Source organism: Pseudomonas sp. MWU318, from assembly GCF_016756945.1.
GTDB classification, from domain to species: Bacteria; Pseudomonadota; Gammaproteobacteria; order Pseudomonadales; family Pseudomonadaceae; genus Aquipseudomonas; species Aquipseudomonas putida_A.
In genome coordinates, this window is sequence record NZ_JAESJL010000001.1 from 841,563 (window position 1) to 867,251 (window position 25,689).

The window sequence follows — 25,689 nt, forward strand, 5'->3', positions numbered from 1 at the left end:
CTGCGCTGATCAGGCACCCACCCGGTCAGCGCACGTTGCGATACAGCATCAGCCGCGCGCTCTCGTGCAGCCCCCGCGTCAGTTTCACCAGGCGCTGGAATTCCTCGGGATTTTGCCCGGCGACGTTGTCCAGCGGCGTGTTCGACGCCAGGTCATGCAGGGTCGGCGAGCTGCCGTCATGCTGCATCTGCAGGAGGAAATCCTTGGTCACCCCGCCAATCACCGGAAACGTGCCCTCGCGCAGCACCAGCGGCACCACGCGCTCACCTTCCGGCGCCGGTTGCTGGACATCGCGGCCCATCGCGCCATTGCTGAACGGCACGCCGGCCATCCCGGCCACCGTCGGCAGCAGATCCACCAGCCCCACGGCTTCCTCGATGACCTTCGGCGCCAGCAGCCCCGGGGCGTGAATCAACATCGGCACATGATTGCTTTCCAGGCCCAGTTGCTCGAACGCCGGCGGCATGTGCGGGATCTGGCTGATGCGCGTGTTGTGGTCGCCGAAGAACACAAAAATCGTGTTGTCGTAATAGCCGCCAGCCTTGGCCAATTCCATCAATTTGCCGATATTGAAATCCAGCAGGCGCACCGCGTTGTACTGCTCGACGCTACGTGACCCGGCGGCTTGCACCTGCTCCAGCGACAGGTTGCTGACTTCGAAGCCGTCGTTGTCCTTGGGGATGGTGAATGGCCGATGGTTGCCCGAGGTTTGCACGTAGGCGAAGAACGGTCGGTTCTTCGGCAAGTCGCGCAGGATGCGGTCGCTCTCCTTGAACAGATCCAGATCGGAAATGCCCCACACGTCCACCAGCGGCGAACGCCAGTCACTTTCCTGATACAGGCGCACGCCGTCGATGCTCTGTTGGATCAGCGCATTGATGTTGGCCCAGCCGGCGTTACCGCCGATCATGTAGAGCTTCTGGTAATCGGTGAACGCGTTGATCAGCGTGTGCTGGCGGGTGATCAGCGGATGGCGCGTTGCGGTCTCGCGGCGAGTCACGTCGGGAACACCGGTGATGCTCGCCCACACGGTTTTCGCAGTGCCGGTGACTGGCACATAGAAGTGTTTGAAGAACCAGCTTTGGGCCGCCAATTGATCGAGGTTTGGCGTCGGGTTCAACGGATTGCCGTAGGCGCCGACGGCGCTGGTGCCCAGCGATTCGAGCATGATGAACATCACGTTCGGCGTGCCCTGCAGCCGATACGGTTGCACGCCTTGCTGACGCTCGAACGTCAGGCTCTGCGGGTCCGGTCGATCCACGCCCAGATAGCGGGCAATCAACGGATAGTGCTCGCGCACCTGCGCCTCATCGAATTGCGCCTGCCCGGTTTTCAGCGTGTCGTACAGGAACAGCACCGGGTTCAGACCGACTGCGGCGATCTGCGCGTTACCGGAAAAGAACGCATCACTCCAGCGCAGCGGCACCGGGTTTTCCAGGTTGAGATTGTCGACCCGACCGAGCAGCGCCAGCAGCACCACGACCACGCTTAGCCCGGTGCCGAATGCCAGCGACGGACGCCGGATAACCTTGGCTTCACGGGCTAGTGTCAGCCGTTCCAGCTTCAAAAGTCCGTAGAACCAGACGCCCAGCACCGCCAACCAGCCGAGCGCGATCCACAGCACCGGATAGGTTTCCCAAACCATCTGTTGTGAGATTTGCGCATCTTCCAGATAACGCAGCACCGTGGCGTTGATCCGCACGCCAAGATAGGCGTAATGACCGAAATCGATGATGTACAGCAGGCCGATAACGCCGAGCGCCAGCAGCCAGTAAATCCGCGCGACCCAGCGCAACCAGGGCAACCGCGTGAGGTTCCAGCGCGGCACCCAGGCCAGCAACGCCAACGGCAGGATCAGCAACACGGCGAGGCGCAGGTCGAAGCGCAAACCGATCCCGAGGGTTTCGCGCAGCGCCGGATTACCGATGAACTCGCTGGGCGCGATCCCGGAAAACCCCAGCACGAACACCAGCCTGAGCACGGCAAACAACAAGAACGCCAAACCTGCCGCACCCACGCCGTAGCGCAGGCGTCGCGATTGCAACCAGCCCATCATTGACCTCAGTGTCATTGGTTCAAATAGAAGATGTCGCGCTTGCCGTTGCGGCTCGCAGCAGACGCCAGACCTCACGGATGCACAGCGCTGCAGCGGCGATCAGGCAGTAACCCAGCAGCAGCGGATCGATCAGGTAATCCCAATAGTTTTCCGAAGCCTTGAGACGCAAGGCGAACGCCAGCGTGCCCAGCGCAAGCATCGACACTGCCAGCGTATTGCGCAGCCACAACAGCGCCAGTGCCAGCAGGCCGATACAGACGATCATCGGCCGTGGGTTGAAGCCCCAGCGATACGGATCGAAGTACGTCAGGCCCATCGTCGCCGGGTACAGCAGCGCGGCCAGCACGGTAAACAGCACCAGCACCTGCACCCGTGCCGGCAATGTCTGCCGCTCGACCACGCCCAGTCGGACCAGACTGGCCCAGCCGAGCAGCACCAGCGTGGTGATCGCCAGATCGTCGGTGACACTGCGCACATACGCCGCCAGGGGCAGCTCGTTGACCGGCACGAAGCTGACCACTGCCAGCAGTGGCAGCAGCCACGGACGCCAGCGTTGTGTGCATTGCAACGAACCCAGCAGGACAAAACCAAGCAGGATGAACGTCAAATGGGCTTGCCAGAGAATCGGCATCACAGGCGCTCCTCGAGCCACGCTTCGTTGAAGCTGACATGTTTGATGAAGGTGTTATTCCACGAATACACCAGGTGATAGAGGCCATCGCTGCCGCGACTGAAGTACGGATACTCGTACTCGAAATCACAGCCCTGCGGCTTGCACACCCGGTAATCCAGATTGCTCAGAAAGCGTTGCTCCAGCGGCAAGCGCCGGGCACCACTGGAAGCGCGAAAGCCTTCGCCGATGATTGCTTTGTAGGCTTCGGGGGCGAACGGCTGGCCGAGCGGATCGGGTGACTGATCGAGCTCGATCACATTGCGCCAGTTGTTCAGGCTGGCATCAGTGCCGTAGAGGCTGAGCTTGAAGCGCCCGTCCTGCAGATCATTCAGCGCCACCAGCAGACCGTTGTCGCCGGTGCCGACTGCCGCGAGCGATGAATTGGGGTTGGCCGGCTCCAGCGGATACGGCTCGCTCCACGTCTGCCCGGCGTCCTCGGTGCGGCTGGCCAGCACTCGATGATGGGTGTCGCCGGCATAACGCAGCATGGCCACGGCACGTTTTCCGTCCAGCGGCACAATGGTCGGCTGCAACGAATGCTTGCCACGGCTGATACGGAATTTGTCGATCACCGCGCCGTCCGCGCTCAGGTACAGGTACTCGGCGAATTTGCCCATGAACTCGTGATACACCGGCAGGCCGATCGAGCCGTCGGCATGGAACACCGGCGCGGCGCGCACCAGCGTACTGATGTTGAAAAACGGTGAGGTGATCAGCTGTCGCGGCACCGACCAGTTGCGCCCGAAATCATCCGAGACCATCACGTTGATCGCACTGGTGGCCCAGCCGCCCACGGATACCGAGACATAAAACATCCACAACCGTTGATCCGGCGCGAGGGCGATCACCGGATTGCCCAGTTTGCGGATGTAGCGGCGGGTGCCGTCGCGGGTCGATTCGCGAGTGGCCAACACCTGCTCGGCGCCCCACTCCGCGCTGTCGGCGTCATAGCGGGCGGTACGGATCTGCACGTCGGCGGCGCCTTCGCGGGAACCGGCGAACCACACCGCCATCAGGTCGCCGCCCGGCAGTGCGGTCACCGACGAGGAGTGCACGAAATCATTCAATTGCGAGGAGACGAAGCGACTGCTGTACAGCGGCTCCGGTGCCTGCAGCGAAGCATCGACGGGCGGCGCGGCCACGGCAAATGGTGCCAGCACATGGGTCGGATGACTGCGCCAGGCGCCCCAGAAAACCAGGCTCACGGCCAGTCCGCCGAGGATAAGTTTCAAGCGATCGGGAAGCGCACGCATAGTGGACTCACGGCAAAAACAGGATGGAGGGCAATTGGCAAAACATCCCTGTCAGCGCGGCGGATCGTCCGGCAAGCGCCGTCGGCGTCCGGTGAGCATCGACAACGGCAAGTTGTCGCGCAGCAGAAAACTTTCGAACAGCGCGGCGGCGATGTGCAGACACACCAGCACCAGCAAGATGTCGGTAGCGGTTTCGTGCACCTGCAACGGCCAATCGGCGCCCCACAAGGCGTCGATCTCTTCCATGGCCCAGCCGCTCAAACCGGCGATGAACATCGCCAGCAACATCAACAGCATCACCAGCGCACCCATCGGCGAATGCCCAAGACGATGCTCGGGCCGACCGGCAATCAACGAGCGCGCATGGGCGATCAGCCGCGTCGGCGTCGGCCAGAAATCCGCCCAACGCGCACTGCGCGGCCCGACGAAGCCCCATACCAGCCGCACCAGCAGCCAGCCCATGGCGTAATAGCCGAGCCAGACATGCCAGTCGTCTCCGGCTTCATTGAAGAAGTAATTGGCGACGAAGACGCCCGCGATGGACAGATGAAACAGCCGCACCACGGGGTCCCACAGGCGCACGGACGTGCTCGGCATCAGCCCTTGATCTCGGTTTTCACCGCTTTGCCGCTGACCGGGTCGTGGTAGATCTCGACCTTGCGCTTGTCCTTGTCGAAGCCGTAGATCTCGTAGCAGTTGCCGTCGGTGACCTTGAACTTGCTGATCTCGTAGCCCTGAGCCTTGAGCTGCTCCTGAAAGGCTTTCTGGTCTTGCCATTGCGAGCGTTCGGCGGTGGTGCATTGCGGGCCGGCGACGGCCAGCGGGCTGGCAACGATGAGGGACAACAGCAGAAGTTTGCGCATGGAAACACTCTCGCTCGATGAGGAAGGCCTCACTGTGCAAAAGCAACCTTAGTCGAAGCTTAGTTGGCAACGAGTCGTTACATCTTTCCCGTCGGGTCAGCTGCCACAGCCGGCTGCACAGCGGCATGATGCCGCCGGTCAACCGCCGTGTTTCCTCAAGAGAATCCGTTATGCGCCTATTGCTGGTCGAAGATGATCGCGCCCTCGGTCAAGGCATTCGCGTTGCCCTCGGCAGCGAAGGCTACACCCTCGACTGGTTGCAGGATGGGGTCAGCGCCCTGCACGCCCTGCGCAGTGAGAGCTTCGACTTGCTGCTGCTCGACCTCGGCCTGCCACGGCTCGACGGCCTCGCGCTGCTGCAACGCTTGCGCGGCGAGCAACAGGATTTGCCGGTGCTGATCCTCACCGCCCGCGACGGCACCGCCGAACGCATCGCCGGGCTGGATGCCGGCGCCGACGACTACCTGATCAAACCGTTCGACGTCGATGAACTGAAAGCGCGGATTCGCGCATTGCTGCGCCGCAGTCAGGGCCGTGCGCAACCGGTACTTGAACATGCCGGCGTGTGTCTCGATCCGGTCACGCAGCAGGTCACCTGGCGCGGTACCGACGTGGTGGTGACGCCAATGGAGTATCAACTGCTGCACCAACTGATGGCCCGCCCGGGCAAGGTCGTCACCCGCGAGCGCCTGTCGCGAGCGCTGTATGGCTGGCAGGATCGGGTCGAGAGCAACACCCTCGAAGTGCTGATCCACAACCTGCGCAAAAAACTCTCGAGCGAATTGATCCGCACCGTGCGCGGTGTCGGCTATGTGGTGGAGCTCAAACCATGATTTCCATACGCGCGCGGATTCTGGTGCCGGTGCTGATTCTGGTATTGATCGGCGACCTGCTGATCAGTTGGCTGGTGCTGCGCGACAGTCACCATGAAATCGAAGAAGTCTACGATGCCCAACTGGCACAAAGCGCACGCCTGCTGCAAGGCGTGCTGGCCCAGCGCGCGCCCGGCGACAACGACTGGAGCCGGCTCTATCAGGCCTTTGATGAAGCCATGAGCCGGGTCGGCGACGGCGAGGCCGCGCACCCTTACGAAACCCGTCTGACCTTTCAGGTCTGGCGCAGCGACGGCCAATTGCTGGTGCGCTCGGCCGAAGCGCCGGAGCTTGCGGCGCCGCCCACCACTCTCGGCTCGCATGACCTGATGGAGAATGGCCGCGACTGGTGCGCGTTTCTGCTCAAGGATTCGCAACAAGGGCTGCTGATCTGGGTCGGCGAGCGCGACGACATCCGCCAGGATCTGATCGAGCGCATCGTCGGCCACACCGTCTGGCCGAGCCTGATCGGCGTACCGTTGCTGGCCGCGTTGATCTGGCTGACCATCGGCTGGGGCCTGCAACCGTTGCGCGCCATGGCGCAGAGCATTCGCGGCCGTGACACCGAAACCCTGAAACCGCTGCACCTCAGTCCCCTGCCCCACGATCTGGAGCCGATGCAAACCGCGCTCAATCGCCTGTTGCAGCAGATCGACAATCTGCTGGCCCGTGAGCGGCGCTTCATCGCCGACGCTGCCCATGAGCTGCGCACACCGCTGGCGATTCTGCGGATCCACGCGCAAAACGCGCAACTGGCGGCGACCCCGCAACAACGCGAAGAGGCACTGGAGTATCTGGTCAGCGCGGTGGATCGGGCGACGCGTATCGCCAGTCAATTGTTGACCATGGCGCGCATCGAACCGCACCTGGCCAATCCCGAAACCCGCAGCGTGGAGCTGACCGAACTGGTGCGCGAAGAACTCGCCGAACTGGCACCGCTGGCCCTGGAAAAAGACGTCGAACTGATCCTCGACAGCGACCACCACTGCCCGGTCGACACCGACCCGGTGGCCCTCGCCATCGCCTTGCAGAATCTGGTGACCAACGCGCTGAATTTCGCCCCGCCGGGCAGCGAGGTGCGAGTCCTGGTGCAACCGCAGGCGGGCGGCGCGGTGTACATCAGCGTCGAGGACAGCGGGCCCGGGATCAACGAATTGGACTACGCGCGGCTGTTCGAGCGTTTTTACAGCCACGGCCACAGTAACGGCGCCGGACTGGGGCTGGCGATCGTGCAAATGATCGTCAGCAAGATCGGCAGCACGTTGCAGCTGTACAACCGACCGCAGGGCGGGTTGTGTGCGCAGTTGCGGATCAATGAGCTCTCGAGTCAATAACATCGCCCGAACCCTGCACGAGCATTGTGGCGAGGGAGCTTGCTCCCTCGCCACAGAGTGTTGTGGTTATTGACGTCTCGATGCTTTTGACAAAATTTTCATGTTTGCCCCCATAAGATCCGCAGCCTCGTTGGGGAGTAGCCTGTTTCCGAGTCCCTCGGAAGCGTTCGTATCAACATTCTCGGCAACACGCCGTGGTACGGACACCTTTTGGTTGGTGAGACCGACGACACATCCATGCCTAATGTCGGGCGTGTGGTTGTGTCGTTGACTCATAGCCCGACTGGAAGTGTGCCCCCGTGAATCCTGTTTCCCTCATATTCCTCGCCCTGGCCATGTCCACGGACGCGTTCGCCGCGGCCATCGGCAAAGGCTCCAGCCTGCACAAACCGCGTCTGAGCGAAGCCCTGCGCACCGGCCTGATCTTTGGCGTGATCGAAGCCATCACCCCGATCATCGGCTGGCTGATGGGCCAGGCCGCCACCCGCTGGGTCGCCGAATGGGACCACTGGATCGCCTTCACCCTGCTGCTGATCCTTGGCCTGCACATGATCTATAACGGCCTGAAGCACGAAGACGAGGAAGAAGAAAAACCCGGTCAGCACTCTTTCCTGATTCTCGCGGTCACCGCGTTCGCCACCAGCATTGACGCCCTCGCGGTCGGCGTCGGCCTGGCGTTTGTCGACGTGAATATCTGGGTGGCGGCAGCGGCCATCGGCTTGGCGACCATGACCATGGTGACCATTGGCGTGATGCTTGGTCGGGTGCTCGGTGCGGTCGTCGGCAAGCGTGCGGAAATCGTCGGTGGCATGGTGCTGATGATCGTCGGCACGACCATTTTGTACGAGCACTTGGCAGCCTGAGTCAGCCCCGGATCAGCGCCGCCAGCGTCATCGCGTTGCCCAGCGCGGCGCCACTGGCGGTGTTGTCGAAAATGCACCAGACGCTGGCGCCTTCAGCAGCGCAGAGCCGCATGTCCTGCGCCAGCTGCTGCAGATAAGGCATCTCATAAGCACTGTGATAAATCCGTGGCGCGCCATGCAGTCGCCAATAGCGCACACCCGCCCAGCCCTGCGCCGAACCGTCGGTACTGATCCGCGACGGATCGACCACGACCTGGGCAATCCGATACGCTTGCAGCATCGACGCCGCCACCACCCACGACTCATGCCGTGGTTCAAGCACCACGTCACCGGCGAAGCGTTGACGCAACGCCACGAAAAACGCCTCTGCACTTGCCGGTTCAAAAGCCAGCGACGGCGGCAGTTGCACCAGCAAACACCCCAGCCGATCAGCCAGGCCTTCGCACTGCCCGAGAAACTCATCCAGCGCTTGCTCACAGTTTTGCAGACGCAATTCATGAGTAATCTGCTTCGGCACCTTCACCGAAAAACGAAAGCCCGGCGGTACCGAATCCGCCCAGCGCGCATAGGTCTGACGCCGATGCGGGCGATAGAACGAGCTGTTGATTTCCACGCAGTCGAACCGCGCCGCATAACGCTGCAGGTGCGTGCCCTCGGCCGGAAACTCTGGCCAATATTCACGCCCCAGACTCCAGCCTGCGCAACCGATGAACATCAAAAAAGCCCCTTCGCCGCTTCACGCATGAAAATCTCTACGGTCTTCGGACCAATCCCATCGAACGCCATCAAGCGCTGCTCGAACTCGGCACGATCGGCGCTGGCCTTGACGATGTTGCCGACCTTGCCGACGTACTCATCATTGAGCCGCACCGCCAGCGCCAGCAGACGCGTGGCCGTGGTTTCGTCGTAACGCACGTAATGCGCCTCACCGAGCATGCCGACCAATTGCCGATGCGTGCAGTTGGCGAGTTTGCGCGGCGTGTCGCGCTGATGCCGCTCGGCAATCACTCGATACGCCTCTGCAGCAATGCCGGCCTGAATACGCTTGCCCATCAGGAAACTGGCGAGCAGCCATTTGAACAACCCCTCCTCGCTTAACGGATCAAGGCTAATGTGCAGATCTTGGGCGCTGACGGTTTTGCTCATTGGATATTTCTCACGAACCTCTGTAGGAGCTGCCGCAGGCTGCGATCTTTTGATCTTGTTTTAAAAAATCAAAGTCAAAAGATCGCAGCCTGCGGCAGCTCCTACATGGGGTTATTTTTTGCCGGGCAGGACGCTGGCCAGCACCTGCTTGGCGGCTTGCACAATCACCCCCGCTTCGTCGGGGTCACCCTTGAGCAAAGTGGTGGCGAATTTTTTTGCCTGTTCGAGCTTGATGTGCGGCGGCAACGGCGGCACGTTGGGATCGGTCTTGAACTCGATCAGCACCGGTACGTCCGAGGCCAGCGCCTGTTCCCAGGCGGCGCCGACGTCTTCTTCGCGGTCGACGAAAATCCCTTTCAGGCCGATGGAAATGGCGAACAGGTGATACGGCACGTCGGGAATGCTTTGCGACGCTTCAAACTTCGGATCGCCCTCCATCACCCGCTGCTCCCAGGTGACCTGATTCAGGTCCTCGTTGTTGAACACCGCACAGATCCACTTCGGACTGTCCCACTGGCGCCAGTATTTGGCGACGGTGATCAGCTCGGCCATGTTGTTCATCTGCATCGCGCCGTCACCCACCAGCGCAATCACCGCGCGCTCGGGGTGGGCGAACTTGGCGGCGATCGCGTACGGCACGGCAGCGCCCATCGAGGCCAGGCCACCGGACAACGAACACTGCATGCCCCGGCGGATTTTCAGGTCACGGGCGTACCAGTTGGCACAGGAACCCGAGTCACTGGTGATGATCGCCTGATCCGGCAGGCGCGGTGACAGTTCATAAACCACCCGCTGCGGATTGATCGGATCGGCTTTGGACATCGCGCGCTTTTCCAGGGTCTTTTCCCAGGTGCTGCGCCAGCCTTCGATTTTCTTGCGCCACTTGTGCGAAGTTTTCTGTTCGAGCAACGGCAGCAGTGCCGCGAGGGTTTCCGCCGAATCGCCGACCAGATTGACCTCCATCGGATAACGCAGGCTGAGCATGTCCGGCTGCAGGTCGATCTGCACGCCACGCGCCTGACCTTCCTTGGGCAAAAACTCGGCATAGGGGAAACCCGAGCCGATCATCAGCAAGGTGTCGCACTCGTGCATCATCTTGTAGCTCGGCTCGGTGCCCAGCAGGCCGATGCTGCCGGTGACCCACGGCAAATCGTCCGGCAGAGCTGCCTTGCCAAGCAACGCCTTGGCGACGCCAGCAGCGAGTTTTTCCGCGATGGCGATCACTTCATCCGTCGCCTGCAACGCGCCAGCGCCCACCAGAATCGCGACTTTTTCGCCACTGTTCAAAACGTCGGCGGCGCGTTGCAGATCGGCCTCGTAGGGCAGCACTTTCGGCTTGGTGTAACCGACGCCGGAATGCGCGGTGCCGTGTGCCCGCGCCGGTGGCTCATACTCAAGATCCTGCAAATCATTGGGCAGGATGATCGCCGTCACCCGCCGCTCGCCAACCGCCGTACGCACGGCGCGATCAAGCAAATGCCGGACTTGCGACGGCGCCGAGGCCTGCTGCACAAACGCCCCGGCCACATCCTTGAACATCGAGACCAGGTCCAGCTCCTGCTGATAATGACTGCCGAGCGCCGTCCGCGCCTGCTGGCCGACAATCGCCAGCACCGGCTGGTGATCCATGCGCGCGTCGTACAACCCAGTGATCAAGTGCGAAGCGCCGGGCCCGGAAGTGGCAATGCACACGCCCAACTCGCCCGTGAACTTGGCGTGGGCCGATGCCATGAACGCGGCCATTTCTTCGTGCCGGGCCTGAACGAATTCGATCTTGCCATTGGCTCGGGCGAGCGCACCGAACACGCCATTGATGCCGTCCCCCGGATAACCAAAAATCCGCGTGACGCCCCATTGGCTGAGCCGCTCAACCAGAAAATCTCCCACTGTCGTCGTCATCTCGTTCCTCGCCTGTCACCGATGCATGAAGCCTGCCCGGCGAGATATCCGCCGGGCGGTACATGGGTCTGGACAGTCGGGACGCGCGCGAAGTTTCGATTGTTTTTACCCGACGGCATTGCCGAACCGCTCCCTGTAGGAGCTGCCGAAGGCTGCGATCTTTTGATGTTGTTTTTGCAGATCAAAAGATCGCAGCCTTCGGCAGCTCCTACACGGGGATCATCAACAATGCGGATGCACCGTCATCGCCACCAGTTTGATCACGATCGGCCGCACCACGAGGATGCAAAGGAAAGCCACCGGCATCGCCAGCTTGTAGGCGTGCAGCGCATTACTCAGGTAGTCGTTATCAATCCCGGAGTTGGCCGCAGTGATCACCAGCGACATCAGGAACGCCATGATCGTCGCCATGTACAGCGCAAAGACATACGGTGTCGCCCGTGCAGAAAGCTTGCGTCGACCGAGATACAAGGCATCGGTATCTGTTCTTTGATTCATATGGCTTTTCCATCCATTGACAGGGAGCCGGCACCTTAGCAAAGCCCCCTGCCCTCAACTAGACGGCACGCCACAGGTACTTTATAAAGCAGAACTTACGAATCAAACCCACGCGGCGGGACACGGATGAATCTGTTGGCGGCGATTGCCAGTTTTATCAAAGTGGTTGAAGCCGGCTCGATCGTCGGCGCCGCCAAGACCCTGGGCGTCAGTGCGGCAGCGGTCAGCCAGACCCTCAGTCGCCTCGAAACGCACCTCGGCGTGCGCCTGCTGCAGCGCACCACACGCAGCATGGCGCTGACTGAAAACGGCGCGTTGTATTACGAAAAGGTGCGGCGTATTGCGGCTGATCTGGAGTCGGCGCAAAGTGCGATCGTCGGCGATGAAAGCGAACTGCAAGGGCGTTTGAGCATCGCCTCCACCAGCGCATTCGGCCGCCACGTCCTGGCGCCGTTACTCGCCAGTTTTGCCGCGCTGCATCCGCGCCTGCTGGTCGAGCTGTCGACCACCAACGGCAAGATCAATCACATCCAGGACGGCATCGACCTGAGCCTGCGGATCAAGCCGCAACTGGAAGACGGCATCGTCGCGCGCCGGATTGTTTCCCTGCCGTTCATCTTCTGCGCCGCTCCCGCCTACCTTGCGCGCGCCGGGGTGCCGCAATCACCGCAAGAGCTGCAACACCACGCCTGCCTCGCGTTTCGCTATCCACTGGATGGACGCTTTCTGCGCTGGGGCCTGATCCGCGACGGTCAGCGCTACGACGCCCCGATCAACGCCACCGCCATCAGCGACGACATCGATGCCCTGGCGCAAATGGCAGTCAACGGCGCAGGTGTGACGCGCCTGGCCGAATTCGTCGCTGCGCCCTATCTCGAGAGCGGTCAACTGGTGCAACTGTTCGAAGATCTTCCGGGTGAAACCCACGGGCATGTCGAACCGATGGACATCTATGCATGCGTGCAGGAACGAGCAGCGATGACGCCGAAGGTCAGAGCCTTCATGGATTATTTGACGGAGCACTTGAATAGGCGCTGGCCAGTGAAAGCTGGTTGATCCACAGCAGCTCTTGCACTTTCAAGGCTGCAGATCACCCCCAAGCCATTGGCTGCACGCACTCATCTGCTGGCTAATCCACTCGCGAAAAAGCATGGCATTGGCGCTCTGTTCGAAGGGTCGCGGTGACAGCAGGCAATAACTCGAACCGTCGCGAACGAAGCCGAACGGCGCGATCAACTGGCCGGATTTGAGTTCGTCCTGCACCATCAGAAACGACGCCATACCGACGCCCAGCCCGGCCAGCGCAGCCTGAATGCACAGGTAGAAATGCTCGTAATCGACCCGACTGACACCCGACGCATTCATGCCAACCAGTCGCACCCAGTTGTCCCACGCCTGCGGGCGGGTCTTGCTGTGCAGCAGGCAGGCGCCGCGCAAATGATCGCCGTCAGGACGACTGGACGGCACGCAGACCGGGCCGATCCACTCCTCGCAAATGGTCACGCCGTGCACGGTCTCGTCCCAATGAAAATCGTCGCGCCGGATCGCCAGATCCACCCCTGAACGAGCGAAGTCGATGGGCCCGCCGGCCGTCAGCAATTGCACCTGCAACTGTGGATGCGCGCTGTGGAAGTCAGGCAAACGCGGGATCAACCACTTCATGGCGATGGTTGGCTCGCAGGACACAACCAGTACGTCATCGTGGACTTCGCGTTGCAGACGATAAACAGCGCTTTCCAACTGCTCGAACATCGGCGCGGTGACATTGAACAGCAAGCGCCCGGCGTGGTTGAGAAAGATCGCCCGATTGCGCCGCTCGAACAATTCCACGCCGATCGCCTCCTCCAGCAAGCGCACCTGGCGGCTGACCGCGCCGTGGGTGACGTGCAGCAGCTCGGCAGCCTTGACGAAACTCTGGGTCTGGGCGGCGGTGTTGAAGAAGCGAAAGGCAGCCAATGGAGGAAGGTTCATATAGGCGATGATTTCTCACAGATTTTCGCGACTATAAATCGTTTTTTTTGCCGAAGACACTTCTCCATCATGTTGCCGCTCGAGGCCGCTAGAGCAGATTCCCATCAACCACTGTTGGTCGTTGGTACAGATCGAGGCTCGACATCTGTGAATTAAAGTAGCGCAAATATCGTCATGGAGAGCAGGAATGAACGAGTTGTTTTTGGTGATCGCGATCACCATCCTTGCCGTGATCAGCCCCGGCCCGGACTTTGCCATGGTCACTCGCAACAGTTATGCCTACGGGCGGCGCAGTGGTTTGCTGGCTGCGCTGGGCATCGCCTGTGGCGTGCAGGTTCATGTGTTCTACACGGTGTTCGGGGTGGCGCTGATCATCACTCAGTCACCCATGTTGTTCTGGATGATGAAACTGCTGGGTGCCGGCTACCTGGTCTATCTGGGCATCAAATCCTTCACCAATAAATCTGTACTGACATTTGCCGATGCGAGCGCTTCGGCACCCCGTGCCTGGAAGGTGTTCTGCTCGGGATTTCTGACCAATGCACTGAATCCGAAAACCATGTTGTTCGTGGTAGCGGCGTACAGTCAGGTGGTGGAGCCAAGCAGTTCGCTGACCATGAACTTCGCCTATGGCCTGTTCATGTCAGTCATTCATTGGCTGTGGTTCAGCCTGGTCGCGCTGTTTTTCTCCACGGAACGGCTACGCCGGCGCCTGCTGGAAAAACAGCGGCTCCTCGACAAGGCCATCGGGATCGCGCTGATGGGGCTGGCGGCATGTTTGATGATTCCGGGGGTTGCGCAGTCTTGAGCTAGAGCGTTTATGCTGTCTGGTCTGATACCCGTCAGCTCATTCTCGGCAAGTTCACCATGAGGCCCATTTCATGAGTAAAGCGCCCTACGTACCGCCCAAAGTCTGGAAACACGAAGCGCCGTCCGGCGGCCAGTTCGCCAGCATCAACCGCCCGATTGCCGGACCGACGCATGAAAAGACCCTGCCCGTGGGCAAACACCCGCTGCAGTTGTATTCACTGGCGACGCCCAATGGCGTCAAGGTGACCATCCTGCTGGAAGAATTGCTCGCACTGGGGCACACCGAGGCCGAGTACGACGCGTGGCTGATCCGGATCAACGAGGGCGATCAGTTCTCCAGCGGTTTTGTCGAGATCAATCCGAACTCGAAGATTCCGGCGCTGCTCGACCACAGCGTACAGCCGCCGATTCGGGTATTCGAATCCGGTTCGATCCTGCTGTATCTGGCAGAGAAATTCGGCGCCTTCCTGCCGAAAGATCCCGCCGGCCGCACGGAAACCCTGAACTGGCTGTTCTGGCAGATGGGCGCCGCGCCTTATCTGGGCGGCGGCTTCGGGCACTTCTACGCGTATGCGCCGGAGAAGCTCGAATACCCGATCAACCGCTTTACCATGGAAGCCAAGCGTCAGCTCGATGTGCTCGACCGACGCCTCAAGGAAAGCCGCTACCTGGCCGGCGACAGCTACACCATTGCCGACATCGCGGTCTGGCCGTGGTACGGGCAACTGGTGCGCAATAACGTGTATTCGGCGGCCGAATTCCTCGCAGCGCAGGAGTACACCCACGTACAACGCTGGGCAGAAGAAATCGCCGAGCGCCCGGCAGTCAAGCGTGGCCAGCGCGTCAATCGCACCTGGGGTGACGAGGCCAGTCAGGTTGCGGAGCGACATCAGGCCAGCGATCTGGACTGACGCCACATTCCCACAAAGATTTGTGCTGGACAGGGGCATCCCGGTTCACAGCAACCTTTGTGGGAGCGAGCTTGCTCGCGAAGGCGCCAAGTCAGTCAACACTGACATAACAGACCTACCGCTTTCGCGAGCAAGCTCGCTCCCACAGGGAATTCGGGTTGGACATGAGGATTTGTGAACCTCAGCAATTACATTGAGACCACACCACCACTGTCGTCAAAGGATCTGCAATGCCCCCTGGAAAACGTGAACTGGCGCGGATCGAGCGGCGCTTGATTGCCACGCTCACCGACGCATGTGAAACCGCAAAAGGTGAGATCAAAGGCTTCACCTGGCTGACTCACACCGCTGACCTGAACGCATTGGCGGCGACCCTGAATGTCATTTGGGTGTTCGACACCGAAGCCGACAAAAACCTCGCTCTGACTGATGCCAAGGCACGCCTGCTTGAGCTGACGGCCACTGCGCTGAGGGAGGCCGATATCGACCTGCTCCCTTCAGAGCGCAACGTGCGTTTCGACTCCGAGGAGGAATGCCAACGCACGCACGGTGGCAACTGGAGTGAGCGTCTGAAACGGTACTCCTGACTTTTGCGTTGCCGCTGAGACTGCGCTTCAGGTCCATCTGCTCATAAGCGCTGGTATGTAGCGCAACCGGCTGTTGAGCGAAACGACGATCCAGCGTCCCTTCAGACCGTCTCCTCGTCAACCGGCAACGAAGCCAGCATCTCCGCGCGGCACACCTCAAGGATCTCGTCGGCCAGGGCGGAATCATCCGGACAGGCACGCGACAGCACAATCGCGCCGACAGCCCGCGACAGCAGGTCGATCATTTTCTTTCTCCCCTCGCCCACCACGGCGTCCGGCCCGGTTGGATATTTGTCTCCGAGGGTCTGCAGGGTGCGCTCGATCCCCTCGGCAAACGTCGTTTTCACCTCATCCGATTGACGCGCTGCATCGCCACACAACGCGGCCATGGTGCAACCGCTACCACGTCCGTCGCGATGTTCTCTCGTCACATACACATCGATGAAGCCAGGTACGTCGAGCGCTTCGGCACCTGCCAGCGACTTGGCAAGACTGCAGGACGCGGCTTCAGCCATCAGATCGGCCTTGGAGCCGAAATGCTTGTAAAAACCACCATGGGTGAAACCGGCAGCCGCCATGAGATCCGCCACACCGACGCCGTCAAAGCCCCGCTCACGGAACAGTTCGGAAGCGGTCTCGACGATGTGTTCTCGATTGGCCTGCGCCTGGGCCTTGGTCACTCGCACGTGCAGTACCTCGTATTCATTGGGAATGCTTGCGCCAATCATACATAGATGCTGGTCATAATCAAAACCGTTGACAGTTTAGATTTCGATCATCATCCTAATTGCAGGCACAGCGACTTTTCCAACGGGCACGGAAGAAATACCAGATGAGCAACCAGACTCTGTTCACCCCTTACACACTTGGCGACCTGACGCTGTCGAACCGCGTCGTCCTCGCACCGCTGACTCGCAACCGTGCAGGCGCAGGCTTTGTACCCAGCGAGTTCGCAGCCACTTATTACAGCCAACGGGCCAGCGCAGGCTTGCTGATCAGTGAAGCCACGCAGATTTCCCGACAAGGTCAGGGCTATCAGGACACCCCGGGAATCTACACGCCAGAACAGATCGACGGCTGGCGCCAGGTGACCGATGCAGTCCATGCCAAGGGCGGAAAAATCTTCCTGCAACTGTGGCATGTCGGCCGCGTGTCGCACGTTGACCTGCAAGAAAACGGCGCCGCCCCCGTGGCCCCTTCTGCGCTACGCGCCGCCACCAAAGTCTTCGTCAACAATCGCTTTGAAGATGTCTCGGCGCCGCGCGCGCTGGAGACCAGCGAACTGCCAGGGATCGTCTCGGATTTTCGCCAGGCTGCGGCAAACGCGATTGCCGCCGGGTTTGATGGTGTGGAAATTCACGGCGCGAACGGCTATTTGCTCGATCAATTCCTCAGGGACAGCGCCAATCTGCGAACCGATGCGTATGGCGGCTCGATTGCAAACCGGGCGCGTCTGTTGCTTGAAGTGACGGCGGCCGTCGTTGATGAAATCGGCGCCAATCGCACCGGTGTGCGCCTGTCTCCGGTGTCGCCGGCCAACGGCGTCTCCAGCAGCGATCCGCAGGCGCAATTCGATTACGTCGCCGAGCAACTCGATGTCCTTGGGGTGGTTTATCTGCACGTGGTCGAAGGCGCAACCGGTGGCCCGCGCGACGTGGCGCCCTTCGATTTCGGCGCGCTGCGCCAGCGTTTCAAAAATACCTACATCGCCAATAACGGCTATGACCTGGACCTGGCGACCTCGAAGCTCGCCGAAGACCAGGCCGACCTGATCGCCTTCGGTCGCCCGTTCATTGGCAATCCGGATCTGGTGGAGCGCCTCAAGCAGGGCGCGCCGTTGTCCGCGTTCGATCCTGCCACCCTCTATGGCGGCGGTGCGGCAGGCTACATCGACTACCCGACGCTGGCTGAATCAAGCGTCAGCGCCAACTGAGCCCGTTCTGTTTCTCACATCCTGAAAGAGAGATCCCCCATGAGCACTCGCCCTACTGTTCTGATCACTGGCGCCTCCACCGGCATTGGCGCGGTCTACGCCGAGCGCTTCGCGCAACGCGGCCACGATCTGGTACTGGTCGCCCGCGACCAGGCACGCCTGGACGCACTTGCAGCCCGCTTGCGCAGCGAACACGAGGTCACCGTCGATGTGATCCCGGCGGACCTGACACAACTCGCTGATCTGAGCACCGTTGAAAGCCGCCTGCGCGACGACGCCCGTATCGGCATCCTCGTCAATAATGCCGGCGCCGCCCTCTCCGGTAACTTCATCGACCAAAGCACCGACAGCGTTGCGCAACTGGTCGCCCTCAACACCACCGCGCTGGTGCGCCTGGCCAGCGCCATCGCTCCACGTCTGGTCAAGGCCGGTGACGGCGCGATCATCAACATCGGCTCGGTGGTGGGCCTGGCGCCGGAGTTCGGCATGACCGTCTATGGTGCGACCAAGGCCTTCGTCCTGTTCCTGTCCCAGGGACTGAGCCTGGAACTGTCACCTCAGGGCGTCTACGTGCAAGCCGTACTCCCCGCCGCCACCCGTACGGAAATCTGGGATCGCTCCGGCATCGACATCAACACCTTGAGCGACATCATGGAAGTGGGCGATCTGGTGGATGCCGCTCTGGTCGGTTTCGATCGTCGCGAACCGGTGACCATCCCGCCGCTGCACGAAGCGCAACGCTGGGATGATCTGCAAGGCGCGCGTCAGGGCCTGATCGGGCAAATCCGTCAGTCTGCGGTTGCCCAGCGCTACCTGGACCCACAGTGATTGTCTGGTAGCGAGCACGCGCGGCGGATTCGATGCAGGCGCAAGTCACTGCATCGAATCCGGCCCGCGATCCGGAGCAGAAATGAATCAAATCCTGGCAAATAACCACACTGGCGCGTCGACGCCATTCAGCAACGCGGCGAACCAGTCGATCGTGGTCAACGGCGTGCGCTTCGCTTACCGCGACATCGGCCCCGCGATCGGCGTGCCGCTGGTGCTGTTCAACCATTGGGGCGCCGTGCTGGACAACTTCGATCCCGCGATCATTGATGGACTGGCACAAACCCGACGCGTAATCACTACTGACTATCGCGGTATTGGCGGCTCTGGTGGAACCGCGCCACTGACTGTCGGTGAAATGGCAGACGATGCCATTCAGTTGATCCGGGCGCTGGGCTTGGAAACCGTTGATGTACTGGGATTCTCGCTCGGCGGCTTCGTTGCCCAGGACATTGCCCTGAAGGCGCCTGATCGGGTGCGTCGCTTGATTCTGACCGGTACCGGTCCGGCCGGCGGCAGCGGTATCGACAAGGTCGGTTCGGTGACGTGGCCATTGATCCTCAAAGGCTTGCTGACCTTGCGCGATCCCAAGGTCTACCTGTTCTTCACCTCGTCAGCCAATGGCCGTCGATCTGCCGCGCAGTATCTGCAACGCCTGAAAGCACGCAAAAACAATCGCGACAAAGGCCCGACACCGAGCGCTTTTCTGCGCCAGTTGAAAGCGATCACCGCGTGGGGCCAACAGCCGCCGCAAGACCTCGGACGCTTGCGCATACCCACGCTTATCGTTAACGGCGACAGCGACATCATGGTGCCCAGCGTCAACTCGATGGCGCTGGCCAAGCGTATTCCCAACGCACAACTGGTGATTTATGAGGATGCCGGGCACGGCGGGATTTTCCAGCACTACGTTGATTTTGTCGCCAAGGCGCAGGCATTCCTCGACGCCTGACGACACGGCGCAGCAACACCGCAACGCGCCAGCTACCCTCCTTACAACCGCCAAGAGCCGCACTACGATGAAAGCATTTCTGATTGATCGCTATGGAAAGAACACCGGGCGCATTGGCGAAGCGCCTGCCCCTGTGGTGGGTGCCCGTGATGTCTTGATCGAGGTACACGCCAGCAGCGTCAATGTGCTGGATTCGAAGATCAGCAGTGGCGAGTTCAAGCTGATTCTGCCCTGTGCATTACCGCTGATACTGGGCAATGATCTGGCGGGTGTCGTGGTTGAGGTTGGCTCACAGGTGACGCGGTTCAAACCGGGAGACGAGGTCTACGCTCGCCCGCCGGAAACGCGGATCGGAACGTTCGCCGAATGGATCGCCGTGGACGAAAACGCGGTCGCCCGAAAACCCGTCAATACCAGCATGGCGCAAGCCGCATCCCTGCCCTTGGTCGCGTTGACGGCGTGGCAAGTACTGATCGAAACCGCACAACTGAAAAAGGGTCAGAAAGTACTGATTCACGCGGGATCCGGTGGGGTTGGCAGCATTGCCATCCAGTTGGCCAGACACCTCGGCGCCTTCGTCGCCACGACCACCAGCACCGCGAATGTCGAATGGGTCAAGGCACTGGGGGCCGATCTGGTCATCGACTACAAACAGCAAGACTTCGAAAGCGCCCTGCACGACTACGACGTGGTGTTGAACAGCCTTGGCCCGGACGTTTTGCAAAAATCACTCAAGGTCCTGAAGCCCGGCGGCCAGCTCATTTCCATCTCGGGCCCGCCCACTGCACAGTTCGCCCAAGAACAAGGCTTGTCCTGGCCATTGCAACAGGTCATGCGCCTGTTGAGCTTCGGTATCCGGCGCAAGGCGCGCAAGCAGGCGGTCAACTACACGTTCGTCTTCATGCGGGCCAATGGTGCACAACTGCAAAAAATCGCCACGCTGGTCGAGGAGGCAATCATCCGACCGGTGATTGACCGCAGCTTCTCGTTTGCCTGGACGGCAGAGGCGTTGAAGTACGTCGAGCAGGGGCGCGCCAAGGGCAAGGTCGTCGTTACGCTCAAATGACAACGTGCCCCCGGCGGCCGGCTGAACTCGTCAGCCGGCCGCGTTCGACTCGACCAGATGAACTTCAGTCGCACTGCGACCGGCGCACCAGGCGAGCACCGACGCAATCACCAACACCGCCGCGCTGAGTTCGAAGGTGGCTTTATAACCGCTCAGATCAAACGCCAGGCCACCGACGATGGCCCCTCCGGCGATTGCCAGTTGCACGATGGCCACGAGCAAGCCTCCGCCGGCCTCGGCATCCTCCGGCAGCGTCTGCGCCAGCCAGGTCCACCAGCCCACGGGGGCCGCCGTGGCGACCAGCCCCCACAATCCGAGCAGCACCGCAGTCAGCAGCGGCGATGCGCCGAAGTTGACCAGCGCCAGTGCAATGACCGCCATTATCAGCGGGATAACTGTCAGCGTGCGGTACAGGCCGGTGCCGAGGAATCTTTCGATCACAAAGGTCCCGATAAAACCGGCAAGCCCCAGCCCCAGCAGCATCAAGGACAGGGTTGCAACGCTGACCCCGGTGACCCCCTCCAGAAAGGGCCGCAGGTAGGTGAACAGCATGAACTGCCCCATGAAAAATACGCTGACGGCGACCATTCCCAAGGCGACCGGCCATTGCTTCATCAGCCGCAGGGCGTTGCCGCTACCGGCCTGACGCTCAAGCTTGAAGGACGGCAGACTGATCAGCAGCCACACGGCCGCCAGCGCGGCAACCGGAACCACACAGAAGAACGCGCCGCGCCAGCCTATCAACGCGCCGAGGAAACTCCCCGCCGGAGCGGCGATTACCGTCGCCAGCGCGTTTCCGCCGTTGACGATCGCCAGTGCCCGGGATACTTGATCAGGCGGCACCAGACGCATCGCGGTTGCCGCCGACAACGACCAGAAACCGCCAATGGCGATGCCGATCAGGGCCCGCCCGAACATGAACGACGGATAGCCCGGCGCGAATGCGACCACCGTCCCCGAGACGATCATCAGCAAGGTCAGACCCAGCAACAGCTTCTTGCGCTCGACGCGAGCAGCGACCGCTGCAATCACCAGGCTGGTCATCAGGGCGAATGCACCGGACACGGAAATCCCCTGCCCGGCCTGGCCCTCGGTGATGTGCAGTTCGGCGGCAATCGGCGTCAGCAGGCTGACCGGCATGAATTCTGAAGCGACCAAAGCGAAGGCGGCCAACGACATGGCCAACACCGCACTCCAGCCGCGTTTTTCTGTAGAAAGGGAAGTCATGGGAACTACCTGTATTGCGAGAGGCGTCAGGATCGCGTTGTCGAATCGCGGCTCTCCTGTAATGGTTTGACACATTCTCCCGGTCGATTCACCTCTGCCCTAGTGCATTCCTCTTGAATGCTTGCCTGATCCTCTGAGGATGCAGGGTGGTGTATAGGAATCGCCTGTGCAGCGGATTAGAGTTCGTTCAACAGGAGTTGCCCGACATGATCCCTACCCCGCTGCGCCACCAATCACCTCTGGCGTTGAACATTGACTCGCGCGTGAGCGTGCCGGGTGACTTCGCCACGTCGATAACCGGCCTGTCGCTGTTTCGTCGCGATCAGCCGGCGCCACCGGCCGTGTGCATGATCGAGCCGAGCCTGATTCTGGTGGGCCGTGGGGAAAAGCGCTTGTGGGTCGGCGGTGAGGGCTACAGCTACGACCCTTCGCGGTTTCTGGTCACCTCGCTGGATCTGCCCGCCAACTCTGAAGTGATGCTCGCCAGCCCCGAACAGCCCTGTGTCGGGCTGGTGCTGAGACTGGATGTCGGCATGCTCGCCGAGATCCTCAGCAAAGGTGGCTTGCCTGCGAAGCGGCAGCCGTCGATGAACACCGGCGCTGGCATCGGCAACATGTCTTCCGCTCTGGAAGGCGCGTTTGAGCGCCTGCTGGCATTGCTCGACGAGCCTGAGGCGATCCCGGTGTTGGCGCCACTGGTGCTGCGAGAAATCCACTATCGGCTGCTCCATACCGATCAAGGCGCGCGGCTGCGGCAGATCACGGCCGTCGATAGCCAGGGTTATCGCATCGCCAAAGCCATCGACTGGCTCAAGGTCAACTACAGCGCGGCGCTGCGCATCGATGAGCTGGCGGCGCGGGTGCAGATGAGCGCACCGACCTTTCACCACCACTTCCGCCAGCTCACCGGTATGAGCCCGCTGCAGTACCAGAAGTGGCTGCGACTGAACGAGGCGCGCCGGCTGATGTTGATGGAGCGTCTGGACGTTTCGCGAGCGGCGTTTGCGGTCGGCTATGAAAGTCCCTCGCAGTTCAGCCGTGAATACGCACGCCTGTACGGCACCGCACCCAGTCGTGACATCGCGCTGCTGCGTGGCGAACCCTTCGCCGCAGAAGCACTGGGCAACGCGGCCAGTTGAGCAAAGAACACGCTTTACCGGTGAGGCGCCACGCAGCGTTTCACCGCTTATAAAAATGCACGTCAACCGATGATCGAGCGGGTGAACCATGGAACTACGAATCAACCAGAAAACCTATCAGGTCGATGCCGACGCCGATACGCCCCTGCTGTGGGTGATCCGCGATGATCTGGGCATGACCGGCACCAAGTACGGCTGTGGACTGGCGCAGTGCGGCGCCTGTTCCGTGCTGGTGGACGGCAACGTGGTGCGCTCGTGCGTCACGCCGGTGGCCGGCGTGGTCGGCCGCGAGGTCACCACCATTGAGGCGATCGAGGCCGATGAAGTGGGCAAACGGGTGGTCTCGACCTGGGTCGATCTGCAGGTCGCCCAGTGTGGTTACTGCCAGTCCGGACAGGTGATGGCCGCCACGGCGCTGCTCAAGCAAAACCCCAAACCGAGTGACGCGCAGATCGAGGCGGCGATGGTCAACCTGTGCCGCTGCGGCACGTACAACGCCATTCATGCCGCCGTGCATGAGCTGGCCGGCAAGGGAGATGCCTGATGAACGTGCGTATCGATCCTGCTCAGGAAGTATCAGCACTGGCTCTGCACGAGCCGATCAACGTGTCGCGCAGACGTTTCCTGGCCGGCACCGCCGTCGGCGCACTGGTGCTCGGTTTCGGCCTGCCGCTGGGTGCGACTCGCGTGCAAGCGGCAGTGGCGGCCGCGACTGCCGAGCGCGGCACGCAGGTGCCGGCGTTTCTGGAAATTCGCCCGGACAACCGCGTGCGCCTGCTGTGCCCGTTCATGGAAGGCGGACAAGGTACGTTCACCGCGATGGCGCAGATCGTCGGTGAAGAACTGGATGCCGACCCGTCGACGTTCCTGGTCGAAGCCGCGCCGCCCGGCGAAGCCTATGTGGTGATGGAAAACGGTATGCGCATCACCGGCGGCAGCATGTCGGTGCGCATGAGTTACCCGGTGATGCGCCGCCTCGGCGCCCTCGCCCGCGCCATGCTGCTGCAGGCCGGTGCGCAGCAACTGGGGGTGCCGGTGAGCGAACTGAGTACCGAACCCGGCAAAGTTGTGCACGCCAGGTCGGGCCGCTCGCTGGCCTACGGCGAACTGGCCGAGCACGCCATGGATCTGCCGGTTCCCGATCCGGCCTCGGTGCAACTGCGTGATCCGAGCCAGTTCCGCTGGATCGGCAAACCGGTGAAGCGCGTCGATGCCTACGACAAGTCCACGGGCAAGGCGCTTTACAGCATCGACCTGAAGGTCGACGACATGCTCCACGCCGCCGTTCAACATGCCCCGCGTTTGGGCATGACCGTGGGCAACCTGCGCAACGAAGAGCAGGTCAAGGCAATGAAAGGCGTGCATTCCGTGCATCGCCTGCCGGGGGCCGTAGCGGTGGTCGCCGAGCGCTGGTGGCACGCCAAACGTGCAGTGGAAGCGATTCAGGTCGACTGGCAGGAACCCACGGCCGACAGCAAAGTACGCTCGATGCCTGCGGACTTTTCCAGCGACGCCTGGCTCAAGCGCCTGGCTGAAGACAAAGGCCCGGCCAGGGATGATGAAAATGAGGGCGACGTGGCTGCCGTTCTGGCCAGCGCCAAGACCCGGATTGACGCCACTTACCACAACCAGTACCTGAACCACGGCCAGTTGGAGCCGCCGTCGGCGCTGGCCCGATTCAATCCCGACGGTTCGCTGGAAGTCTGGCTGCCGAATCAGGCGCCAGACATGTTCCGAGCGGACATCGCCAAACGCACCGGGCTGGATCCGTCGCGCATCACCTTGCATTCGCCATTGCTCGGGGGCTTCTTCGGTCGGCATTTCCTTTACGACGCCGCCAGCCCCTACCCGCAGGCGATCGAGTTATCGAAAGCGGTTGGTCGCCCGGTCAAACTGATCTGGAGCCGCGAGGAAGAGTTCCTTCGCGACGTGCTGCGTCCGGTGGCAGCGGTGAATTTCCGCGCCGCGCTGGACAATGACGGCTGGCCGCTGGCAATTGAAGCGATCAGCGCCACCGAAGGCCCGACCGAGGCGCTGGCCGGCAAACAGGGTGAAAAACTCGACCCGACGGCACTTGAAGGGTTGTCGGGTAAATCCTATGCAATCCCCAACAAACGCATCGCGCAGATCTACGCCAAAGGCCCGGCGATGCTGGGTTACTGGCGTTCGGTGGGCAATTCGCTCAACGACTTCTTCTACGAATCGTTCCTTGACGAACTGGCTGACAAGGGCGGCAAGGACCCGTTCGAATTGCGCCTGCATCTGCTGCGCGACAACCCACGACTGACCACGCTGCTGCAAGCAGTGGGCGAGCTGTCGGGTGGCTGGAAGCGTGGGCCGTTCACCGCGGCGGACGGCAGCAAACGTGCGCGAGGCGTGGCGATGGCGTCGCCGTTCGGTACCCAGACCGCCGTGATCGCCGAGGTCTCCATCGAGAACGGTCAGGTCAAGGTGCACGACATCTGGCAGGCGATCGACCCCGGCAGCATCGTCAATCCGGCGATTGTCGAGGCGCAGGTCAATGGCGCGGTGGCGCTGGGCCTGTCGCAGACCCTGGTGGAGGAAGCCGTGTGGATTGATGGCAAACCGCGCGCGCGCAACTACGACCTGTATCCGATCCTGCCGCCTGCGCGGATGGCCCGGGTCCACGTGCGTGTTGTCGAGAGCGGGGAAAAAATGGGCGGCATCGGCGAACCACCGTTGCCCGCTGTCGCGCCCGCCGTCGCCAATGCGGTGGCAACGCTGACCGGGCAACGGGTGCGCAGCCTGCCCATGAGCCGCCACACCTTCACTTGATCAGCGCCGGAG

The 25,689-nt window shown here is 61.6% G+C and carries 26 protein-coding genes and 1 riboswitch; of the genes, 14 read left to right on the plus strand and 12 right to left on the minus strand.

What is annotated here, in order from left to right; genetic code table 11:
- Positions 1-25: 25 nt before the first annotated feature.
- From JN524_RS03480 to JN524_RS03500, 5 genes are read right to left on the minus strand one after another with little or no spacing between them, the layout of a single operon-like run.
- Entirely contained in the window at positions 26-2,053 is a 2,028-nt protein-coding gene (locus JN524_RS03480) for an LTA synthase family protein (protein ID WP_202368482.1), read from the minus strand.
- Between the two features lie 22 nt (positions 2,054-2,075).
- Entirely contained in the window at positions 2,076-2,687 is a 612-nt protein-coding gene (locus tag JN524_RS03485) for a hypothetical protein (RefSeq protein ID WP_202368483.1), read from the minus strand.
- Positions 2,687-3,982 carry a sialidase family protein gene (locus JN524_RS03490; protein WP_202368484.1) on the minus strand — a complete coding sequence of 432 codons (1,296 nt, stop codon included), beginning with the start codon at positions 3,980-3,982 and terminating at the stop codon, positions 2,687-2,689. The genes JN524_RS03485 and JN524_RS03490 overlap by 1 nt, the downstream gene beginning before the upstream one ends.
- Positions 3,983-4,033: 51 nt before the next feature.
- Complete coding sequence (locus JN524_RS03495) at positions 4,034-4,579, minus strand: cytochrome b/b6 domain-containing protein (RefSeq protein ID WP_202368485.1); 546 nt, start codon at positions 4,577-4,579, stop codon at positions 4,034-4,036.
- Positions 4,579-4,845: a PepSY domain-containing protein gene (locus tag JN524_RS03500; protein ID WP_007960465.1), complete on the minus strand. Its 267-nt coding sequence runs from the start codon at positions 4,843-4,845 to the stop codon at positions 4,579-4,581. Before JN524_RS03500 ends, JN524_RS03495 begins: the two co-directional genes overlap by 1 nt.
- Positions 4,846-5,015: 170 nt before the next feature.
- On the opposite strand from JN524_RS03500, the gene JN524_RS03505 reads away from it, so the two are divergent.
- The 3 genes from JN524_RS03505 (at position 5,016) to mntP (ending at position 7,914) form a co-directional block, all read left to right on the plus strand.
- Positions 5,016-5,678 (plus strand): response regulator, encoded by a 663-nt coding sequence (locus tag JN524_RS03505; protein WP_202368486.1) that lies wholly within the window; start codon positions 5,016-5,018, stop codon positions 5,676-5,678.
- Positions 5,675-7,051 carry an ATP-binding protein gene (locus JN524_RS03510; protein WP_202368487.1) on the plus strand — a complete coding sequence of 459 codons (1,377 nt, stop codon included), beginning with the start codon at positions 5,675-5,677 and terminating at the stop codon, positions 7,049-7,051. Before JN524_RS03505 ends, JN524_RS03510 begins: the two co-directional genes overlap by 4 nt.
- Before the next feature lie 119 nt (positions 7,052-7,170).
- Positions 7,171-7,342, plus strand: a riboswitch (yybP-ykoY riboswitch).
- Positions 7,343-7,350: 8 nt separating this feature from the next.
- A complete protein-coding gene (gene mntP / locus JN524_RS03515) occupies positions 7,351-7,914 on the plus strand; it encodes a manganese efflux pump MntP (RefSeq protein WP_202368488.1) in 564 nt (187 codons plus the stop codon).
- 1 nt (position 7,915) lies between these two features.
- Here mntP and JN524_RS03520 read toward each other — a convergent pair whose 3' ends face one another.
- The 4 genes from JN524_RS03520 to JN524_RS03535 form a co-directional block, all read right to left on the minus strand.
- A complete protein-coding gene (locus JN524_RS03520; protein ID WP_202368489.1) occupies positions 7,916-8,629 on the minus strand; it encodes a DUF72 domain-containing protein in 714 nt (237 codons plus the stop codon).
- Positions 8,629-9,060 carry a DNA methylase gene (locus tag JN524_RS03525; protein WP_202368490.1) on the minus strand — a complete coding sequence of 144 codons (432 nt, stop codon included), beginning with the start codon at positions 9,058-9,060 and terminating at the stop codon, positions 8,629-8,631. The genes JN524_RS03520 and JN524_RS03525 overlap by 1 nt, the downstream gene beginning before the upstream one ends.
- Before the next feature lie 111 nt (positions 9,061-9,171).
- Entirely contained in the window at positions 9,172-10,959 is a 1,788-nt protein-coding gene (locus tag JN524_RS03530; protein WP_202368491.1) for a thiamine pyrophosphate-requiring protein, read from the minus strand.
- A gap of 222 nt (positions 10,960-11,181) precedes the next feature.
- Positions 11,182-11,457: a DUF2798 domain-containing protein gene (locus tag JN524_RS03535; protein WP_202368492.1), complete on the minus strand. Its 276-nt coding sequence runs from the start codon at positions 11,455-11,457 to the stop codon at positions 11,182-11,184.
- Between the two features lie 126 nt (positions 11,458-11,583).
- Between JN524_RS03535 and JN524_RS03540 the strand changes: the two genes are divergently transcribed.
- Complete coding sequence (locus JN524_RS03540) at positions 11,584-12,513, plus strand: LysR family transcriptional regulator (RefSeq protein ID WP_202368493.1); 930 nt, start codon at positions 11,584-11,586, stop codon at positions 12,511-12,513.
- 21 nt (positions 12,514-12,534) lie between these two features.
- On the opposite strand, the gene JN524_RS03545 is transcribed toward JN524_RS03540, so the two are convergent.
- On the minus strand, positions 12,535-13,428 hold the full coding sequence (locus tag JN524_RS03545; protein ID WP_202368494.1) for a LysR substrate-binding domain-containing protein: 894 nt from the start codon (positions 13,426-13,428) through the stop codon (positions 12,535-12,537).
- A gap of 187 nt (positions 13,429-13,615) precedes the next feature.
- Between JN524_RS03545 and JN524_RS03550 the strand changes: the two genes are divergently transcribed.
- The 3 genes from JN524_RS03550 to JN524_RS03560 all read left to right on the plus strand — a co-directional run bounded on the left by JN524_RS03550 (position 13,616) and on the right by JN524_RS03560 (position 15,736).
- Positions 13,616-14,236 carry a LysE family translocator gene (locus JN524_RS03550; RefSeq protein WP_202368495.1) on the plus strand — a complete coding sequence of 207 codons (621 nt, stop codon included), beginning with the start codon at positions 13,616-13,618 and terminating at the stop codon, positions 14,234-14,236.
- Between the two features lie 73 nt (positions 14,237-14,309).
- Positions 14,310-15,149 (plus strand): glutathione-dependent disulfide-bond oxidoreductase, encoded by an 840-nt coding sequence (gene yghU / locus JN524_RS03555; RefSeq protein ID WP_202368496.1) that lies wholly within the window; start codon positions 14,310-14,312, stop codon positions 15,147-15,149.
- Positions 15,150-15,379: 230 nt separating this feature from the next.
- The gene (locus JN524_RS03560) at positions 15,380-15,736 is read left to right on the plus strand and encodes a hypothetical protein (protein WP_202368497.1); all 357 of its coding nucleotides are present in this window, start codon (positions 15,380-15,382) and stop codon (positions 15,734-15,736) included.
- Positions 15,737-15,837: 101 nt separating this feature from the next.
- Here the strand turns inward: JN524_RS03560 and JN524_RS03565 are convergent, their stop codons facing one another.
- Positions 15,838-16,464, minus strand: coding sequence for a TetR/AcrR family transcriptional regulator (locus JN524_RS03565; RefSeq protein ID WP_237402923.1), 627 nt, complete (start codon positions 16,462-16,464; stop codon positions 15,838-15,840).
- 104 nt (positions 16,465-16,568) lie between these two features.
- On the opposite strand from JN524_RS03565, the gene JN524_RS03570 reads away from it, so the two are divergent.
- The 4 genes from JN524_RS03570 to JN524_RS03585 all read left to right on the plus strand — a co-directional run bounded on the left by JN524_RS03570 (position 16,569) and on the right by JN524_RS03585 (position 20,515).
- On the plus strand, positions 16,569-17,669 hold the full coding sequence (locus tag JN524_RS03570) for an alkene reductase (protein ID WP_202368498.1): 1,101 nt from the start codon (positions 16,569-16,571) through the stop codon (positions 17,667-17,669).
- 39 nt (positions 17,670-17,708) lie between these two features.
- Positions 17,709-18,497, plus strand: coding sequence for an SDR family NAD(P)-dependent oxidoreductase (locus tag JN524_RS03575; RefSeq protein ID WP_202368499.1), 789 nt, complete (start codon positions 17,709-17,711; stop codon positions 18,495-18,497).
- Between the two features lie 82 nt (positions 18,498-18,579).
- Positions 18,580-19,449: an alpha/beta fold hydrolase gene (locus tag JN524_RS03580; RefSeq protein ID WP_202368500.1), complete on the plus strand. Its 870-nt coding sequence runs from the start codon at positions 18,580-18,582 to the stop codon at positions 19,447-19,449.
- Between the two features lie 67 nt (positions 19,450-19,516).
- Positions 19,517-20,515, plus strand: a complete 999-nt coding sequence (locus JN524_RS03585) for an NADP-dependent oxidoreductase (RefSeq protein WP_202368580.1) — start codon at positions 19,517-19,519, stop codon at positions 20,513-20,515.
- A gap of 30 nt (positions 20,516-20,545) precedes the next feature.
- Here the strand turns inward: JN524_RS03585 and JN524_RS03590 are convergent, their stop codons facing one another.
- Entirely contained in the window at positions 20,546-21,742 is a 1,197-nt protein-coding gene (locus JN524_RS03590; RefSeq protein ID WP_202368501.1) for an MFS transporter, read from the minus strand.
- A gap of 206 nt (positions 21,743-21,948) precedes the next feature.
- Here JN524_RS03590 and JN524_RS03595 point away from each other — a divergent pair, with 206 nt between their 5' ends.
- The 3 genes from JN524_RS03595 (at position 21,949) to JN524_RS03605 (ending at position 25,677) form a co-directional block, all read left to right on the plus strand.
- A complete protein-coding gene (locus tag JN524_RS03595) occupies positions 21,949-22,881 on the plus strand; it encodes an AraC family transcriptional regulator (protein WP_202368502.1) in 933 nt (310 codons plus the stop codon).
- An 88-nt stretch (positions 22,882-22,969) separates the two neighbouring features.
- Positions 22,970-23,425, plus strand: a complete 456-nt coding sequence (locus JN524_RS03600; protein ID WP_011333895.1) for a (2Fe-2S)-binding protein — start codon at positions 22,970-22,972, stop codon at positions 23,423-23,425.
- Positions 23,425-25,677 (plus strand): xanthine dehydrogenase family protein molybdopterin-binding subunit, encoded by a 2,253-nt coding sequence (locus JN524_RS03605; protein ID WP_202368503.1) that lies wholly within the window; start codon positions 23,425-23,427, stop codon positions 25,675-25,677. Before JN524_RS03600 ends, JN524_RS03605 begins: the two co-directional genes overlap by 1 nt.
- Positions 25,678-25,689: the final 12 nt, after the last annotated feature.